28 protein-coding genes are annotated in these 13,918 nt (G+C 47.3%); all 28 read left to right on the top strand.

Annotated elements, in window-relative coordinates:
• The first annotated feature begins 19 nt into the window (after nucleotides 1-19).
• The 28 genes from rplD (at nucleotide 20) to GYMC10_RS28395 (ending at nucleotide 13,915) form a co-directional block, all read left to right on the top strand.
• Entirely contained in the window at nucleotides 20-643 is a 624-nt protein-coding gene (gene rplD / locus GYMC10_RS28525; RefSeq protein ID WP_009589231.1) for a 50S ribosomal protein L4, read from the top strand.
• Nucleotides 643-936, top strand: a complete 294-nt coding sequence (gene rplW, locus GYMC10_RS28520) for a 50S ribosomal protein L23 (protein WP_006212919.1) — start codon at nucleotides 643-645, stop codon at nucleotides 934-936. Before rplD ends, rplW begins: the two co-directional genes overlap by 1 nt.
• 29 nt (nucleotides 937-965) lie before the next feature.
• Nucleotides 966-1,796: a 50S ribosomal protein L2 gene (rplB, locus tag GYMC10_RS28515; RefSeq protein WP_009589218.1), complete on the top strand. Its 831-nt coding sequence runs from the start codon at nucleotides 966-968 to the stop codon at nucleotides 1,794-1,796.
• Nucleotides 1,797-1,867: 71 nt separating this feature from the next.
• A complete protein-coding gene (gene rpsS, locus GYMC10_RS28510; protein WP_006212917.1) occupies nucleotides 1,868-2,143 on the top strand; it encodes a 30S ribosomal protein S19 in 276 nt (91 codons plus the stop codon).
• 36 nt (nucleotides 2,144-2,179) lie between these two features.
• A complete protein-coding gene (gene rplV, locus GYMC10_RS28505) occupies nucleotides 2,180-2,512 on the top strand; it encodes a 50S ribosomal protein L22 (protein WP_015737624.1) in 333 nt (110 codons plus the stop codon).
• Nucleotides 2,513-2,525: 13 nt separating this feature from the next.
• The gene (gene rpsC, locus GYMC10_RS28500; RefSeq protein ID WP_006212915.1) at nucleotides 2,526-3,191 is read left to right on the top strand and encodes a 30S ribosomal protein S3; all 666 of its coding nucleotides are present in this window, start codon (nucleotides 2,526-2,528) and stop codon (nucleotides 3,189-3,191) included.
• Between the two features lie 2 nt (nucleotides 3,192-3,193).
• On the top strand, nucleotides 3,194-3,628 hold the full coding sequence (gene rplP / locus GYMC10_RS28495; protein ID WP_009589221.1) for a 50S ribosomal protein L16: 435 nt from the start codon (nucleotides 3,194-3,196) through the stop codon (nucleotides 3,626-3,628).
• Nucleotides 3,618-3,815: a 50S ribosomal protein L29 gene (gene rpmC, locus GYMC10_RS28490; RefSeq protein WP_007132561.1), complete on the top strand. Its 198-nt coding sequence runs from the start codon at nucleotides 3,618-3,620 to the stop codon at nucleotides 3,813-3,815. The genes rplP and rpmC overlap by 11 nt, the downstream gene beginning before the upstream one ends.
• A 44-nt stretch (nucleotides 3,816-3,859) precedes the next feature.
• Nucleotides 3,860-4,126, top strand: coding sequence for a 30S ribosomal protein S17 (gene rpsQ / locus GYMC10_RS28485; RefSeq protein ID WP_009589223.1), 267 nt, complete (start codon nucleotides 3,860-3,862; stop codon nucleotides 4,124-4,126).
• A gap of 36 nt (nucleotides 4,127-4,162) precedes the next feature.
• Nucleotides 4,163-4,531, top strand: a complete 369-nt coding sequence (rplN, locus tag GYMC10_RS28480; protein ID WP_015737623.1) for a 50S ribosomal protein L14 — start codon at nucleotides 4,163-4,165, stop codon at nucleotides 4,529-4,531.
• A 77-nt stretch (nucleotides 4,532-4,608) separates the two neighbouring features.
• On the top strand, nucleotides 4,609-4,965 hold the full coding sequence (gene rplX / locus GYMC10_RS28475) for a 50S ribosomal protein L24 (RefSeq protein ID WP_006212910.1): 357 nt from the start codon (nucleotides 4,609-4,611) through the stop codon (nucleotides 4,963-4,965).
• A gap of 28 nt (nucleotides 4,966-4,993) precedes the next feature.
• Nucleotides 4,994-5,536 carry a 50S ribosomal protein L5 gene (gene rplE, locus GYMC10_RS28470; RefSeq protein WP_007132558.1) on the top strand — a complete coding sequence of 181 codons (543 nt, stop codon included), beginning with the start codon at nucleotides 4,994-4,996 and terminating at the stop codon, nucleotides 5,534-5,536.
• A 46-nt stretch (nucleotides 5,537-5,582) separates the two neighbouring features.
• A complete protein-coding gene (locus tag GYMC10_RS32075) occupies nucleotides 5,583-5,768 on the top strand; it encodes a type Z 30S ribosomal protein S14 (RefSeq protein ID WP_013312154.1) in 186 nt (61 codons plus the stop codon).
• 33 nt (nucleotides 5,769-5,801) lie between these two features.
• On the top strand, nucleotides 5,802-6,200 hold the full coding sequence (rpsH, locus tag GYMC10_RS28465) for a 30S ribosomal protein S8 (protein WP_006212908.1): 399 nt from the start codon (nucleotides 5,802-5,804) through the stop codon (nucleotides 6,198-6,200).
• 29 nt (nucleotides 6,201-6,229) lie between these two features.
• Nucleotides 6,230-6,772, top strand: coding sequence for a 50S ribosomal protein L6 (gene rplF, locus GYMC10_RS28460; RefSeq protein ID WP_015737622.1), 543 nt, complete (start codon nucleotides 6,230-6,232; stop codon nucleotides 6,770-6,772).
• Nucleotides 6,773-6,884: 112 nt separating this feature from the next.
• Complete coding sequence (gene rplR / locus GYMC10_RS28455; protein WP_009589217.1) at nucleotides 6,885-7,253, top strand: 50S ribosomal protein L18; 369 nt, start codon at nucleotides 6,885-6,887, stop codon at nucleotides 7,251-7,253.
• A 26-nt stretch (nucleotides 7,254-7,279) separates the two neighbouring features.
• Nucleotides 7,280-7,777: a 30S ribosomal protein S5 gene (rpsE, locus tag GYMC10_RS28450; RefSeq protein WP_009589212.1), complete on the top strand. Its 498-nt coding sequence runs from the start codon at nucleotides 7,280-7,282 to the stop codon at nucleotides 7,775-7,777.
• Between the two features lie 12 nt (nucleotides 7,778-7,789).
• Entirely contained in the window at nucleotides 7,790-7,975 is a 186-nt protein-coding gene (gene rpmD / locus GYMC10_RS28445; protein ID WP_006212904.1) for a 50S ribosomal protein L30, read from the top strand.
• A gap of 46 nt (nucleotides 7,976-8,021) precedes the next feature.
• The gene (rplO, locus tag GYMC10_RS28440; RefSeq protein ID WP_006212903.1) at nucleotides 8,022-8,462 is read left to right on the top strand and encodes a 50S ribosomal protein L15; all 441 of its coding nucleotides are present in this window, start codon (nucleotides 8,022-8,024) and stop codon (nucleotides 8,460-8,462) included.
• Nucleotides 8,462-9,760: a preprotein translocase subunit SecY gene (gene secY / locus GYMC10_RS28435; protein WP_009589213.1), complete on the top strand. Its 1,299-nt coding sequence runs from the start codon at nucleotides 8,462-8,464 to the stop codon at nucleotides 9,758-9,760. Before rplO ends, secY begins: the two co-directional genes overlap by 1 nt.
• Before the next feature lie 89 nt (nucleotides 9,761-9,849).
• On the top strand, nucleotides 9,850-10,494 hold the full coding sequence (locus tag GYMC10_RS28430) for an adenylate kinase (protein ID WP_009589204.1): 645 nt from the start codon (nucleotides 9,850-9,852) through the stop codon (nucleotides 10,492-10,494).
• 5 nt (nucleotides 10,495-10,499) lie between these two features.
• Nucleotides 10,500-11,252, top strand: coding sequence for a type I methionyl aminopeptidase (gene map / locus GYMC10_RS28425; protein ID WP_015737621.1), 753 nt, complete (start codon nucleotides 10,500-10,502; stop codon nucleotides 11,250-11,252).
• 4 nt (nucleotides 11,253-11,256) lie between these two features.
• Nucleotides 11,257-11,568, top strand: coding sequence for a KOW domain-containing RNA-binding protein (locus GYMC10_RS28420; protein ID WP_015737620.1), 312 nt, complete (start codon nucleotides 11,257-11,259; stop codon nucleotides 11,566-11,568).
• A 2-nt stretch (nucleotides 11,569-11,570) separates the two neighbouring features.
• A complete protein-coding gene (infA, locus tag GYMC10_RS28415; RefSeq protein ID WP_006212898.1) occupies nucleotides 11,571-11,786 on the top strand; it encodes a translation initiation factor IF-1 in 216 nt (71 codons plus the stop codon).
• 132 nt (nucleotides 11,787-11,918) lie between these two features.
• Entirely contained in the window at nucleotides 11,919-12,032 is a 114-nt protein-coding gene (rpmJ, locus tag GYMC10_RS28410; RefSeq protein WP_003333770.1) for a 50S ribosomal protein L36, read from the top strand.
• Nucleotides 12,033-12,052: 20 nt separating this feature from the next.
• Nucleotides 12,053-12,421 carry a 30S ribosomal protein S13 gene (gene rpsM / locus GYMC10_RS28405; protein ID WP_006212897.1) on the top strand — a complete coding sequence of 123 codons (369 nt, stop codon included), beginning with the start codon at nucleotides 12,053-12,055 and terminating at the stop codon, nucleotides 12,419-12,421.
• A 19-nt stretch (nucleotides 12,422-12,440) separates the two neighbouring features.
• On the top strand, nucleotides 12,441-12,836 hold the full coding sequence (rpsK, locus tag GYMC10_RS28400; protein WP_009589209.1) for a 30S ribosomal protein S11: 396 nt from the start codon (nucleotides 12,441-12,443) through the stop codon (nucleotides 12,834-12,836).
• A gap of 134 nt (nucleotides 12,837-12,970) precedes the next feature.
• On the top strand, nucleotides 12,971-13,915 hold the full coding sequence (locus GYMC10_RS28395) for a DNA-directed RNA polymerase subunit alpha (RefSeq protein ID WP_006212895.1): 945 nt from the start codon (nucleotides 12,971-12,973) through the stop codon (nucleotides 13,913-13,915).
• Nucleotides 13,916-13,918: the final 3 nt, after the last annotated feature.

The following is a 13,918-nucleotide window of genomic DNA, read 5'->3' as shown; positions in this document are numbered from 1 at the left end:
AAGAAAGGAGGAACAAACAATGCCTAAAGTAGCACTTTATAATGTCAGCGGTAGCCAGGTTGGCGAAGTAGAATTGAATGAAGCTGTATTCGGCATCGAGCCGAACGCTCACGTACTGCACAGCGCAGTATTGCTGCAGCGCGCTTCCCTTCGTCGTGGTACCCACAAAGTAAAAGGACGTTCTGAAGTACGCGGCGGCGGACGTAAGCCTTGGAAACAAAAAGGTACCGGCCGTGCTCGTCAAGGTTCGATCCGTTCTCCACAATGGAAAGGCGGCGGCGTGGTATTTGGACCGACTCCGCGCAGCTACACGTTTAAACTTCCTAAGAAAGTTCGTCGATTGGCTATCAAATCCGCTTTGTCTTCCAAAGTGATTGACAACGCAATTATCGTATTGGATCAACTGACGCTGAACACGCCGAAAACGAAAGAGTTTGCTAACATCCTTAGCAACCTGAAAGTAGGCCGTAAAGCTCTGATCGTTGCTCCAAGCTATGATGATAATGTAGCCCTTTCCGCACGTAATATTCCTGGTGTGAAATTCGTAGCGGCTGACGGCATTAATGTTCTTGACGTACTGTCGTACGATCAACTGATCATTACGAAGGAAGCAGTTCAGAAGGTAGAGGAGGTGCTCGCGTAATGAAAGACCCACGCGATATAATCAAGCGCCCGGTGATCACGGAACGTACGGCTGACTACATGGCAGAGCTGAAATATGCTTTTGAAGTGGATATCCGTGCTAACAAGACCGAGATCAAGCAAGCTGTCGAATCTATTTTTAAAGTTAAAGTATCGAACGTGAATACGATGCGTGTCCCTGCTAAACCAAAACGTTACGGCCGTTATTCCGGTTACACAACCGAATGGAAAAAGGCAATCGTGACTTTGGCACCAGACAGCAAACCGCTCGAGTTCTTTGAATCGGTTGAATAAGAATTTCTTAAGTAAGGAGGGAAAATTCAGTGCCTATTAAAAAGTATAAACCGACATCCCCGGCTCGACGCAACATGTCCGTGTCGACTTTCGAAGAAATCACCACGAATCAGCCGGAGAAATCGTTGCTGGCTCCACTGAGCAAAACAGCTGGCCGCAACAACCAAGGTAAAATTACGGTTCGTCACCATGGCGGCGGACACAAACGTAAATACCGTATCATCGACTTCAAACGGAATAAAGACGGCATTCCAGGTCGCGTTGCTACAATCGAATACGACCCGAACCGTACTTCCAACATCGCTCTGATTCACTATGTAGATGGTGAAAAGCGTTATATCATCGCTCCTAAAGGTCTGAAAGTTGGAGACCAAGTAGTATCTGGAGTAGGTGCTGACATCAAGATCGGTAACGCGCTTCCTCTGGAAAACATTCCAGTAGGTACCGTTATCCACAACATCGAATTGAAACCAGGCAAAGGCGGACAATTGGTTCGTGCTGCTGGTACAGAAGCTCAGCTTCTCGGTAAAGAAGACAAGTACGTAACGGTTCGTCTTTCTTCCGGTGAAGTTCGCCGCATCCTGAAAGTTTGCCGTGCAACCATCGGTTCTGTGGGTAACCAAGACCATGAGTTGATCAAAATCGGTAAAGCAGGCCGCAGCCGCTGGCTCGGACAACGTCCTGAAGTACGCGGTGTCGTCATGAACCCTAACGATCACCCTCACGGTGGTGGTGAAGGCCGCGCTCCAATCGGACGTAAGTCTCCTATGTCTCCATGGGGTAAACCAACCCTTGGTGCTAAGACTCGTAAAAAAGGCAAAGCTTCTGACAAATATATCGTTCGCCGCCGCACGAAGTAATGCGCGCTTAAGTGCATAACTTCGTGTCAGGCCCGAAGGTAACGACAATTTGATGAAGGGAGGATTTCAATATGAGCCGTAGTTTGAAAAAAGGACCTTTTATTGACGGATATCTGCTCAAAAAAGTGGAGGATATGAACGCCGCAAGCAAAAAGGCTGTGATCAAAACTTGGTCCCGCCGCTCCACTATTTTCCCGCAATTTATCGGTCACACGTTCGGTGTATACGATGGCCGTAAACATGTACCTGTATATGTAACTGAGGACATGGTAGGACATAAGTTGGGTGAGTTCGCTCCAACCCGTACTTACAAAGGTCATGAAGACGATAAGAAAACAAGAAGATAATTAACGAAGCTCTTTGTTTGAGAGGAGGTTAAACATATGGAAGCAAAAGCACATGCTAGATCGATTCGTATTGCTCCTCGTAAAGCTCAACTCGTTGTTGACTTGATCCGCGGTAAGCAAGTCGGCGAAGCGATCGCAATTCTTCGTCACACTCCGAAAGCTGCATCTCCGGTTGTTGAGAAGCTTTTGAACTCGGCTATCGCAAACGCTGAGCATAACTACTCTTTGGATGTAACTAAATTGGTTGTGACGCAAGCTTATGTCAACCAGGGACCGACTATGAAACGTTTCCGCCCTCGTGCGATGGGACGTGCAAGCCGGATCAATAAACGCACCAGCCACATTACTTTGGTGGTAGCTGAAAAATAAGGAGGGAAAACGTGTGGGCCAAAAGGTAAATCCAGTAGGACTCCGTATCGGTATTATCCGTGATTGGGAATCCAAATGGTATGCAGGCAAAGATTTCGGTGATCTTTTGCTGGAAGACGTGAAAATCCGTGAATACCTGAAAAATAAATTGAAAGACTCCGCTGTATCCCGTATCGAAATCGAGAGAGCGGCTAATCGTGTGAACGTGACGATCCACACTGCGAAGCCAGGTATGGTTATCGGTAAAGGTGGTTCCGAAGTAGAAGTACTGCGCGGACAAGTGACTAAAATCGCCGGCGGTAAAAAAGTTCACATCAACATTTCTGAAATCAAAAACCCTGAACTGGACGCAATTCTTGTTGCTGAAAGCATTGCACAACAGCTGGAACGTCGTGTATCTTTCCGTCGTGCACTGAAACAAGCGATTCAAAGAACTATGCGCTCTGGAGCGAAAGGGATTAAAACATCGGTCAGCGGACGTCTTGGCGGAGCCGAGATTGCTCGTACGGAAGGCTACAGTGAAGGAACTGTTCCACTTCATACGCTTCGTGCAGACATCGACTATGGTACAGCAGAAGCGCATACGACTTACGGCCGTATCGGCGTGAAAGTATGGATCTATCGTGGAGAGGTTCTTCCTACGGCTAAGAAACAAGCTGCTCAGGAAGGAGGCAACTAATCATGTTGGTACCAAAACGTGTAAAACACCGCAAACAACAGCGCGGCCATATGAGAGGCCAAGCGAAAGGCGGTACTGAACTGAACTTCGGCGAATTCGGTCTGCAAGCTACAGAACCAGGCTGGATCACGAACCGTCAGATCGAAGCTGCTCGTATCGCGATGACTCGTTACATCCGTCGTGGCGGTAAAGTATGGATCAAGATTTTCCCAGATAAGCCGATTACTCAAAAGCCTCTCGAAGTGCGGATGGGTAGCGGTAAAGGTAACGTTGAGAAATGGGTTGCCGTTGTAAAACCAGGCAAGATCATGTTTGAACTTGGAGGCGTGTCCGAGGAAATCGCCCGCGAAGCGATGCGTCTCGCCGCTCACAAGCTGCCTGTAAAAACGAAGTTTGTGAAACGAGAAGAAGTGGGTGGTGAAGCAAATGAAAGCTAATGAACTGCGCAACTTAACCACTGCAGAAATCGAGCAAAAAATCGCCGGATTTAAAGAGGAACTCTTTAACCTCCGTTTTCAATTGGCCACTGGCCAGCTTGATAACCCGACTCGGATCCGTGACGTTCGCAAAGAAATAGCTCGTGCTAAAACCGTTATCCGTGAAAGAGAACTTGGGATTAGTTAATGAAATGGAACGTCATGTTCTGTATTCAGGAAGGAGGCTAACAAATGAGCGAAGAACGCAATGCTCGTAAAGTGCAAATCGGTAAAGTTGTCAGCGATAAAATGGATAAAACCATTGTTGTAGCTGTTGAAACTTATAAGAAGCATGACTTGTATCACAAACGCATTAAATACACGAAAAAATTTAAAGCGCATGATGAGAACAATCAAGCTCAAATCGGAGATACCGTTAAAATCATGGAAACTCGCCCTCTCTCCAAAGACAAGCGCTGGAGACTGGTAGAAGTGGTTGAAAAAGCGGTTATCATCTAAGATATGATCAGTTTTTGATGGAAGGAGGAAATTTAAATGATTCAACCATTTACACGTTTAGCTGTTGCTGACAACTCCGGTGCGAAGGAACTGATGTGTATCCGCGTATTGGGTGGTACTGGTCGTCGTACAGCTCAAATCGGTGATTTGATCGTATGTTCCGTCAAACAAGCAACACCAGGCGGCGTTGTCAAAAAGGGTGATGTAGTAAGAGCGGTAATCGTTCGTACGAAGCGTTCTGTACGTCGTAAAGACGGATCTTACATCTCATTTGACGAGAATGCAGCTGTTGTTGTTAAAGACGACAGAAGCCCACGCGGAACTCGTATTTTCGGACCAGTTGCTCGCGAACTTCGCGAAAGAGACTACATGAAAATCGTTTCCTTGGCTCCGGAAGTAATCTAATAACACCCCAAAAAGTGACGTAACTTTTCGGGAACCCGATAAATAGTTGAACTGGCTAGTCATAGGAGGTGTAACGAATGCCTAAAGTGAAAAAAGTTCTGGAATCCCATAGCAACAAACTGCACGTGAAAAAAGATGATACAGTTATCGTCATCAGCGGTAAAGACAAAGGCAAAAAAGGCCGTGTCATCGCAGCGTACCCTCGTGAAAATCGTGTTTTGGTTGAAGGTGTGAACATGATCAAGAAACACCAGAAGCCAAACCAAATGAACCCACAAGGCGGTATCATCGAGAAGGAAGCTCCGATCCATGTATCGAACGTTATGCACGTTGATCCGAAGAGCGGAAAAGTAACTCGTATCGGTTACAAAGTACTGGACAACGGTAAAAAAGTTCGCGTAGCTAAAAGATCCGGAGAAGTTATCGATAAATAAGACGGTTTAGAAAGGAGGTCCTTGAATCATGGCAGCAAGAATGAAAGAGCGTTTTTTGAACGAAGTAACTCCTGCTCTGATGCAGAAGTTTAGCTATAAGACAGTAATGCAAGTACCAAAAATCGAGAAGGTTGTCATCAACATGGGTGTGGGTGACGCTGTAGCCAACTCGAAAGTGCTTGATTCCGCTGTGAACGACATGCAGCTGATTGCTGGTCAAAAACCGGTTATCACCCGTGCAAAGAAATCCATCGCGGGATTCAAACTGCGTGAGAACATGCCAATCGGTGTGAAGGTAACGCTGCGCGGTGAGCGTATGTACTACTTCCTCGACAAGCTGTTCAACGTTACACTCCCACGTGTACGTGACTTCCAAGGCGTGTCCACCAAAGCATTTGACGGACGCGGTAACTATACGCTCGGTCTGAAAGAGCAGCTCATTTTCCCTGAAATTGAGTATGACAAAGTGGATAAGGTTCGCGGTATGGACATCGTTATCGTAACGACTGCTAAAACCGACGAAGAATCCCGTGAACTGCTTGCTCAACTGGGCATGCCTTTCGCGAAATAAGACGGTTGTCCTTTTCTCCGAAACTATTTAGGAGGTGTCAGGCTAAGTGGCAAAAACTTCGATGAAAGTTAAACAACAACGTACACCGAAATTCAAAGTACGGGCATATACCCGTTGTGAACGTTGTGGTCGCCCACATTCGGTACTGCAGAAGTTTAAAATTTGCAGAATTTGTTTCCGTGAATTAGCTTATAAAGGCCAGATTCCTGGCGTGAAAAAAGCAAGCTGGTAAGAAGTTTATAAACGGGAAGGAGGTTTATCCTACATGACTATGTCCGATCCAATTGCAGATATGCTAACTCGTATTCGTAACGCGAACACGGTTCGCCACGAAACAGTAGAAATGCCTGCTTCGACGATTAAAAAACAAATCGCTGACATCTTGAAGCGTGAAGGCTTCATCCGTGATGCAGAGTTTGTGGAAGACAATAAACAAGGGATCATTCGTGTATTCCTGAAATATGGTTCCAACAACGAGCGCGTAATCACAGGTCTGAAAAGAATCAGCAAACCAGGTCTTCGCGTTTACACGAAGAGCAACGAAGTACCTCGCGTACTTGGTGGTTTGGGTATTGCGATCATCTCCACGTCTAAGGGAGTTATGACCGACAAAGAAGCTCGTCAATCCAAAGCTGGCGGAGAAGTTCTCTGCTACGTATGGTAATCAACGTCACAAGATAGGAGGTGTAATGAATGTCCCGTATTGGTCGTAAACCAATTGCTATTCCTAACGGTGTGGAAGTCACACTGGATAACGCTGTAATCACTGTAAAAGGACCTAAAGGTACCTTGACTCGTGAATTGCATAAAGACATGCAAATTACAGTAGAAAACAACGAGATCAATGTTGTTCGTCCTTCCGACAACAAAACACATCGCTCTCTTCACGGCACGACCCGCAGCGTTGTCTCGAATATGGTCAACGGTGTAACTGAAGGATTCTCGAAAAACCTTGAGTTGGTTGGTGTCGGATACCGTGCAAGCAAATCCGGAGATAAAATCGTTCTGAACGTGGGTTACTCCCACCCAGTTGAAATTACACCGGAGCCAGGTATTGAATTCGACGTACCGGCTAACACGAAAATCACGGTTCGCGGTATCGATAAAGAGCGCGTAGGTGCATACGCTGCTAAGATCCGTTCCGTACGTGAGCCTGAGCCTTATAAAGGTAAAGGGATTAAATACGAAGGTGAACGCATTATCCGTAAGGAAGGTAAAGCTGGTAAGAAGAAGTAAGGTTAGCTGACTGGGGATTCACCTGGTGGATAACTTGCCTCTTCTCCCATACTTACCCGATGCGTCTAAAAGTGAAGCTCTTAAGGCAAAACTGAAGGGAGGAAATGGAAGCATGATCACGAAACAAGACAAGAACAAAGCTCGTCTGAAAAGACACCTGCGTGTCCGTAAGAAAATCCAAGGCACTGCAGAACGTCCACGTTTGAACGTGTTCCGTTCTTCGAAACACATTTATGCTCAATTGATCGACGACGTGGCTGGCGTGACTTTGGCATCAGCTTCTACGCTGGACAAAGAACTGGTTAACGACATCAAGAACGGCGGAAGCGTTGAATCCGCTCGTAAAGTCGGCGAACTCGTTGCAAAACGTGCAGCAGACAAAGGTTATAAATCGATCGTATTCGATCGTGGTGGATATTTGTACCATGGACGTATTCAAGCACTTGCAGAGGCAGCTCGCGAGGCAGGCCTTGAATTCTAAGATATTTTCAAAAGGAGGTAAACGACTTGCGTGTAGATCCTAACACTTTAGAACTGACTGAAAGAGTAGTAAACATTAACCGCGTTGCTAAAGTTGTAAAAGGCGGACGTCGCTTTAGCTTTAGCGCACTGGTAGTTGTCGGTGATGGCAAAGGTTGGGTAGGAGCAGGTATCGGTAAAGCAGGCGAAGTACCGGATGCAATCCGCAAAGGTATTGAAGATGCTAAGAAAAACCTGATTCACATTCCACTTGTTGGAACCACTATTCCTCACCTCGTAACAGGGCACTTCGGAGCAGGCCGCGTATTGTTGAAGCCGGCATCTGAAGGTACTGGGGTTATCGCTGGCGGACCGGTTCGTGCAGTACTCGAGCTGGCTGGCGTAGGCGACATTTTGACAAAATCTCTAGGTTCTTCGAACTCCATGAACATGGTCAATGCGACTTTGGAAGGCTTGTCCCGCCTGAAGCGTGTTGAAGATGTTGCCAAGCTTCGCGGCAAATCCGTCGAAGAGCTGTTGGGTTAAGGAGGGAATCTCATGGCTAAACTTGAAATCACCCTCGTACGCAGCGTGATTGGTCGTCCAGAGGATCAGCGTGCAACCGTGAAAACACTCGGACTTCGCAAAATCAACCATTCCGTGGTTCAAAGCGACAATGCTGCAATTCGCGGAATGATCAAGAAAGTAAATCACCTGGTTTCTGTTAAAGAAATCGAAGGTTAATCCCGGGCAGTTTATCCCCGGACATATTAAGGAGGTGCAACGAACGATGAAGTTACATGAGCTGAGCCCAGCACCTGGATCCCGCAAAGAGCGCAAGCGCGTTGGACGCGGTACTAGTAGCGGTACGGGTAAAACGTCGGGTCGCGGTCACAAAGGACAAAACTCTCGTTCCGGCGGTGGTGTACGTCCAGGCTTCGAAGGTGGACAGAACCCATTGTATCGTCGTCTTCCGAAGCGCGGTTTCGTAAACCCAACTCGGAAAGAGTACGCGATTGTGAACATCGAAGAACTTAACAGCTTTGCAGCAGGTACTGAAGTGACTCCAGAAGTTTTGGTTGAGAGCGGTATTGTTAACAATACAAAGAGCGGAATCAAAATTCTTGGCAACGGTGAAGTTACCGTTTCTTTGACTGTAAAAGCTAATAAGTTTTCTCAATCTGCGGTAGAGAAGATCGAGGCTGCCGGCGGTAAAACCGAGGTGATCTAATGTTTAAGACCCTGAAAAATATATGGCGTGTCGAGGACCTTCGCAAGCGTATTTTGTTCACCTTATTCGTTCTGATCATCTTCCGTATCGGATCCTTTGTACCGGTTCCCGGTGTTAACAAGGATGTCTTTACCCAGACGAATCAGGCAGGCAATGAGTTGTTCGGTCTTCTTAACACGTTCTCGGGGGGCGCGTTATCGCAGTTTTCGATCTTCGCCCTTTCGATATTTCCATATATTACTTCGTCCATTATCGTGCAGTTGCTGTCGATGGACGTCATTCCAAAGTTCGCGGAATGGAACAAACAAGGGGAACACGGGAAGAAGCAGTTGGCTCAAATTACTCGTTATGGTACGGTAATACTGGGTCTGATTCAGGCGTTCGGTATGTCCATCGGGTTTAACCGCTTGTATGGCGCCGAAATGGTTCCTGGAGCAACCTTTATCGACTTCGTCGTGATCGCGATCGTTCTTACTGCAGGTACATCATTCTTGATGTGGCTCGGGGAACAGATTACGGAACGCGGAATCGGTAACGGTATTTCGATCATTATCTTTGCAGGTATCGCTGCTGGTATTCCGATGCACATTCGGACAACGATTGAATCGAACTTCATTCAGGATGGTCAGGTCTTCATGAACATTCTGAAGGGTGTCATCATCCTCCTGATTTTGGTTCTGATCATTACCGGTGTTGTATTCATTCAGCAAGGTATCCGTAAAATTCCGGTTCAATACGCGAAGCGTGTTGTAGGAAACAAAATGTACGGCGGACAGAACACACACATTCCGCTCAAGATTAACGGAGCAGGCGTTATTCCGGTAATCTTTGCGATGTCATTGCTGCAGTTCCCGGTTATCCTGGCCAGCTTCTGGGCTCACCAGAATTGGGCGAAATGGATTACGGCGAACCTGGCTTATGACAGCCCGCTTGGAATGGTACTGTATGTACTCATGATCATTGGTTTCACGTTCTTCTACACCTTCGTGCAGATGAATCCGAACCAAATGGCTGATAATATGAAGAAGAACGGCGGCTATGTGCCGGGCATTCGTCCTGGTAAAGCTACCGAGAAGTATCTGACACGGGTTATGACCCGTTTGACCATGACAGGAGCTCTGTTCCTGGCCGTGATCTCCGTACTTCCGGTGTTCTTCGGATCACTTGCAGGTCTTCCTCGTACGGTTCAGATTGGTGGTACGTCCCTCTTGATCGTCGTCGGTGTTGCACTGGATACGATGAAGCAGATCGAAAGCCAACTGATCAAACGTCATTACAAAGGTTTCATCAATAAATAGGCGATAGGTTCCGGCGAGTGGTCTGTATCGCTTCCCGGCGCCTATTGTGTTGTTCTTGCTAGTCAATCAAGGGGAGGGAGTGACGTAAGGTGAACATCTTATTCATGGGTCCTCCTGGGGCAGGAAAAGGAACGCAAGCAGAAAACATCGTGAATGAATTCGGTATTCCTCATATTTCTACGGGCGATGCATTTCGTCTCGCGATTAAACAAGGAACTCCCATCGGGATCAAAGCGAAGGAATTCATGGATCAGGGTCTGCTGGTACCCGATGACGTAACGATTGGTATTGTGGAAGAGCGTCTGCAGCAGTCCGATTGCGAAAAAGGTTTTTTATTGGACGGCTTTCCAAGAACCCTTTCGCAAGCGGAAGCGCTGGATGACATTCTCGCCCGCTTGAATACTGGTCTCGATCACGTCATCAACCTGAAAGTGGATCGGGAAAAGCTTCTGGCCCGCCTAACCGGCCGCCGGATTTGCAAAAACTGCGGTTCGACTTATCATGTGATCTTTAATCCTCCTAAACAGGAAGGCATTTGTGATAAATGCGGCGGCGAATTGTACCAGCGCTCCGATGATAACGAAGAGAGCGTCGGCATTCGTTTAGACGAATATATCAACAAAACAGCACCACTCCTCACGTTTTATGAGAACAAAGGTCTTTTGCGTCAAATCGATGGTGATCAGGAAATCGACGCGGTTTCATCACAAATTGCGTCTATACTGAGAGGTTAAGTATAATGATCATTTGTAAATCCGAAACGGAACTGAGCTTGATGAGAGAAGCAGGAAGGATCGTGGCGGAATGCCACAAACTCCTTGCCGCTCATGTTGAACCGGGCATTACGACCGGGGAACTGGACCTGATGGCCGACAAGTTCATTCGAAGCCAAGGCGCTGTGCCATCTTTTAAAGGCTACAACGGATTTCCTTCCAGCATTTGCGCATCAGTCAACGAAGAATTGGTGCATGGATTTCCAGGCAAACGCAAATTGATCGAGGGCGATATCGTTACGTTTGATATCGGCGCGCAATACCAGGGTTACCATGGTGACTCGGCATGGACCTACGCTGTAGGAGAAATTTCCGAAGAGGCCCAGCGTTTGCTGGACGTTACGGAAGGATCGCTCTATGCTGGACTTGCGCTAGTCAAACCCGATGTCCGCTTGTTTACAATCTCTCATGCCATTCAGCGTCATATCGAGGATGCAGGTTTCTCTGTCGTCCGGGAGTACGTTGGTCATGGCGTGGGTACCGATCTGCATGAGGATCCGCAAATTCCGAACTATGGCATCCCTGACCGCGGACCAAGACTCAAACCGGGCATGGTGCTCGCGATTGAGCCGATGGTCAATGCCGGGAAACGGCATGTCAAGACGCTGGAAGACAACTGGACGGTTGTAACGGTTGACGGCTCACTATGTGCTCACTTCGAGCATACGGTAGCAGTCACGCCGGATGGCATGGAAATTTTGACGAAGCTGCCGGAATAGGGTGATGACATTGAATCATGAAATCACGCTACAACCCGGTCAGATTGTTAAGATACTGAAGGGCAGAGATGCCGGACAGTATGCCGTTATCGTTTCGATTGAGGACAGCAGGTTCGTGTGGATCGCGGATGGGGACAAACGCAAGTTTGACGGGGCCAAGAAGAAGAATGTTCTTCATCTTGAACCTCAATCCTACATTAGCAGTGAAGTGGTAAACAGTTTGCAAGAAAGCGGTCGGGTTACAAACGGTAAACTGCGTTTCGCACTTGGCCAATTTGTATCCGATAAATCCAAGGCAGATCAGAAAGGAGACTAACTGTGGCTAAAGAAGATGTCATTGAAGTCGAAGGAACGGTCATCGAGCCGTTGCCGAATGCTACCTTTAAAGTCGAGCTGGAGAATGGTCACCAGATTCTCGCTCATGTTTCCGGAAAGCTGCGGATGCACTTTATCCGTATCCTTACAGGAGACAAAGTGGTTGTTCAACTCTCGCCGTACGATTTAACCAAGGGTCGTATCACGTACCGTAAATAGATTCAAGGTTCCCCCCGGGGAATCAAGGAAAGCTGCGAAGCGGTTTTACTGACGTAAAACTCAGCAGCGGTAACAAACTACTTTAGTTTCGAAGCTGGTTTTACAACGTAAAACTTGGAGGAGGTAATTAGCATGAAGGTAAGACCTTCTGTAAAGCCTATTTGCGAAAAATGCAAAGTCATTCGCCGCAAAGGGAACGTAATGGTTATCTGTGAAAATCCGAAACACAAACAAAAACAAGGTTAAAGAAGGGGGTGTAGCGTAAAATGGCTCGTATAGCTGGTGTGGATTTGCCACGTGACAAACGCGTTGAGATCGCCTTGACTTACATTTTCGGAATCGGTAAAACGACTTCCCAGAAAGTATTGAAAGAAACTGGAATCAATGCAGACACTCGTGTCCGTGATTTGACAGAAGATGAAGTCAGCAAATTGCGCGAAACGATCGATGGTATGGTTAAGGTAGAAGGTGACCTGCGTCGTGAAATTTCCTTAAATATTAAACGTCTCACGGAGATCGGCTGCTACCGCGGTATTCGTCACCGTCGTGGATTGCCTGTTCGTGGTCAACGTACTAAAACGAATGCTCGTACACGTAAAGGTCCTCGTCGTACCGTAGCGAACAAGAAGAAATAAGAAAGGGGGATAATAGACAATGGCTAAACCAAAAAAAGTCGTACGTACTAAACGTCGTGACCGCAAAAATATTGAAAGTGGCGTGGCTCATATCCGCTCCACGTTCAACAATACAATCGTAACGATTACGGATCCTCACGGAAACGCGATTTCTTGGGCAAGCTCCGGCGGCCTTGGATTTAAAGGTTCCCGTAAGTCGACCCCGTTCGCTGCGCAAATGGCTGCTGAAACAGCTGCCAAAGCGGCTATGGAACACGGTATGAAAGCGGTGGAAGTCATGGTTAAAGGTCCTGGTGCTGGTCGTGAAGCAGCAATTCGTTCCCTGCAAGCAGCAGGTCTCGAAGTTAACCTGATCAAAGACGTAACACCAATTCCACATAACGGATGCCGCCCACCAAAACGTCGTCGCGTATAATGAAGTCATCCTGTTAATGTGGTATAAATCCGTTGCAATCTGCTAATAATGGTTGTTTAGGCATACTACTACATGGATTACTGGATAAGATGACAGTTTCATATAGGAGCGACGTTTGAAGGAGGGGTACTTGCGTGATTGAAATCGAAAAGCCGAAAATTGAGACCGTTGATGTCAATGAAGAAGGAACCTATGGGAAATTCGTTGTTGAGCCTCTAGAGAGAGGATATGGCACGACGCTGGGGAACTCGCTTCGCCGCATCTTGTTATCCTCACTCCCGGGTGCAGCCGTCACATCGATTCAAATCGATGGCGTGCTTCATGAATTCTCCACGATTCCGGGTGTCATGGAAGACGTGACCGAGGTCATCCTGAACCTGAAAGCTTTGTCTCTGAAAATTCATTCCGATGAAGAGAAAGTGTTCGAGATTGATGCGGAGGGTGAAGGGGTTGTTACTGCTGGTGACATCCGTGCGGATAGTGATGTGGAGATTCTGAATCCGGATCTTCATATTGCGACGCTGGGCCCTGGTGCAAGACTTCATATGCGTATTTTTGCCAGTCGCGGTCGTGGCTATGTCCAGGCGGATCGGAACAAACGCGATGACCAGCCTATCGGCGTCATTCCCGTCGATTCGATCTACACTCCGATTAGCCGTGTTAACTACGGCGTGGAAAATACGCGTGTTGGCCAAGTAACCAACTACGACAAACTGACGCTCGAAATTTGGACGGATGGCAGCATCCGCCCAGAAGAAGCCGTTAGTCTCGGCGCGAAAATCTTGACTGAGCATCTGTTCCTCTTCGTGGGTCTGACCGACGAAGCGAAGGATGCGGAGATCATGGTCGAGAAAGAAGAAGACAAGAAAGAAAAAGTGCTTGAAATGACGATCGAAGAGCTGGATCTTTCCGTTCGTTCCTACAACTGCTTGAAACGTGCCGGCATTAATACGGTACAAGAGCTGACTACGAAAACCGAAGAGGATATGATGAAAGTCCGGAACCTCGGACGCAAATCCTTGGAGGAAGTTCAAGAGAAGCTCGAAGAGTTGGGCCTGGGACTTCGTACGGAAGAATAGCAG

This window comes from Paenibacillus sp. Y412MC10 (assembly GCF_000024685.1).
In the GTDB taxonomy this organism is placed as follows: domain Bacteria; phylum Bacillota; class Bacilli; order Paenibacillales; family Paenibacillaceae; genus Paenibacillus_AQ; species Paenibacillus_AQ lautus_A.
The sequence above is the reverse complement of the archived record's forward strand: the minus strand, read 5'-3'. Positions and strand labels throughout refer to the sequence as shown.

Coding starts and splice junctions, on each gene's coding strand:
- rplD (WP_009589231.1), top strand. CDS start 20: ATGCCTAAAGTAGCACTTTATAATGTCAGCGGTAGCCAGGTTGGCGAA.
- rplW (WP_006212919.1), top strand. CDS start 643: ATGAAAGACCCACGCGATATAATCAAGCGCCCGGTGATCACGGAACGT.
- rpsS (WP_006212917.1), top strand. CDS start 1,868: ATGAGCCGTAGTTTGAAAAAAGGACCTTTTATTGACGGATATCTGCTC.
- rplV (WP_015737624.1), top strand. CDS start 2,180: ATGGAAGCAAAAGCACATGCTAGATCGATTCGTATTGCTCCTCGTAAA.
- rplP (WP_009589221.1), top strand. CDS start 3,194: ATGTTGGTACCAAAACGTGTAAAACACCGCAAACAACAGCGCGGCCAT.
- rpmC (WP_007132561.1), top strand. CDS start 3,618: ATGAAAGCTAATGAACTGCGCAACTTAACCACTGCAGAAATCGAGCAA.
- rpsQ (WP_009589223.1), top strand. CDS start 3,860: ATGAGCGAAGAACGCAATGCTCGTAAAGTGCAAATCGGTAAAGTTGTC.
- rplN (WP_015737623.1), top strand. CDS start 4,163: ATGATTCAACCATTTACACGTTTAGCTGTTGCTGACAACTCCGGTGCG.
- rplX (WP_006212910.1), top strand. CDS start 4,609: ATGCCTAAAGTGAAAAAAGTTCTGGAATCCCATAGCAACAAACTGCAC.
- rplE (WP_007132558.1), top strand. CDS start 4,994: ATGGCAGCAAGAATGAAAGAGCGTTTTTTGAACGAAGTAACTCCTGCT.
- rpsH (WP_006212908.1), top strand. CDS start 5,802: ATGACTATGTCCGATCCAATTGCAGATATGCTAACTCGTATTCGTAAC.
- rplF (WP_015737622.1), top strand. CDS start 6,230: ATGTCCCGTATTGGTCGTAAACCAATTGCTATTCCTAACGGTGTGGAA.
- rplR (WP_009589217.1), top strand. CDS start 6,885: ATGATCACGAAACAAGACAAGAACAAAGCTCGTCTGAAAAGACACCTG.
- rpmD (WP_006212904.1), top strand. CDS start 7,790: ATGGCTAAACTTGAAATCACCCTCGTACGCAGCGTGATTGGTCGTCCA.
- rplO (WP_006212903.1), top strand. CDS start 8,022: ATGAAGTTACATGAGCTGAGCCCAGCACCTGGATCCCGCAAAGAGCGC.
- secY (WP_009589213.1), top strand. CDS start 8,462: ATGTTTAAGACCCTGAAAAATATATGGCGTGTCGAGGACCTTCGCAAG.
- map (WP_015737621.1), top strand. CDS start 10,500: ATGATCATTTGTAAATCCGAAACGGAACTGAGCTTGATGAGAGAAGCA.
- GYMC10_RS28420 (WP_015737620.1), top strand. CDS start 11,257: ATGACATTGAATCATGAAATCACGCTACAACCCGGTCAGATTGTTAAG.
- rpmJ (WP_003333770.1), top strand. CDS start 11,919: ATGAAGGTAAGACCTTCTGTAAAGCCTATTTGCGAAAAATGCAAAGTC.
- rpsM (WP_006212897.1), top strand. CDS start 12,053: ATGGCTCGTATAGCTGGTGTGGATTTGCCACGTGACAAACGCGTTGAG.
- rpsK (WP_009589209.1), top strand. CDS start 12,441: ATGGCTAAACCAAAAAAAGTCGTACGTACTAAACGTCGTGACCGCAAA.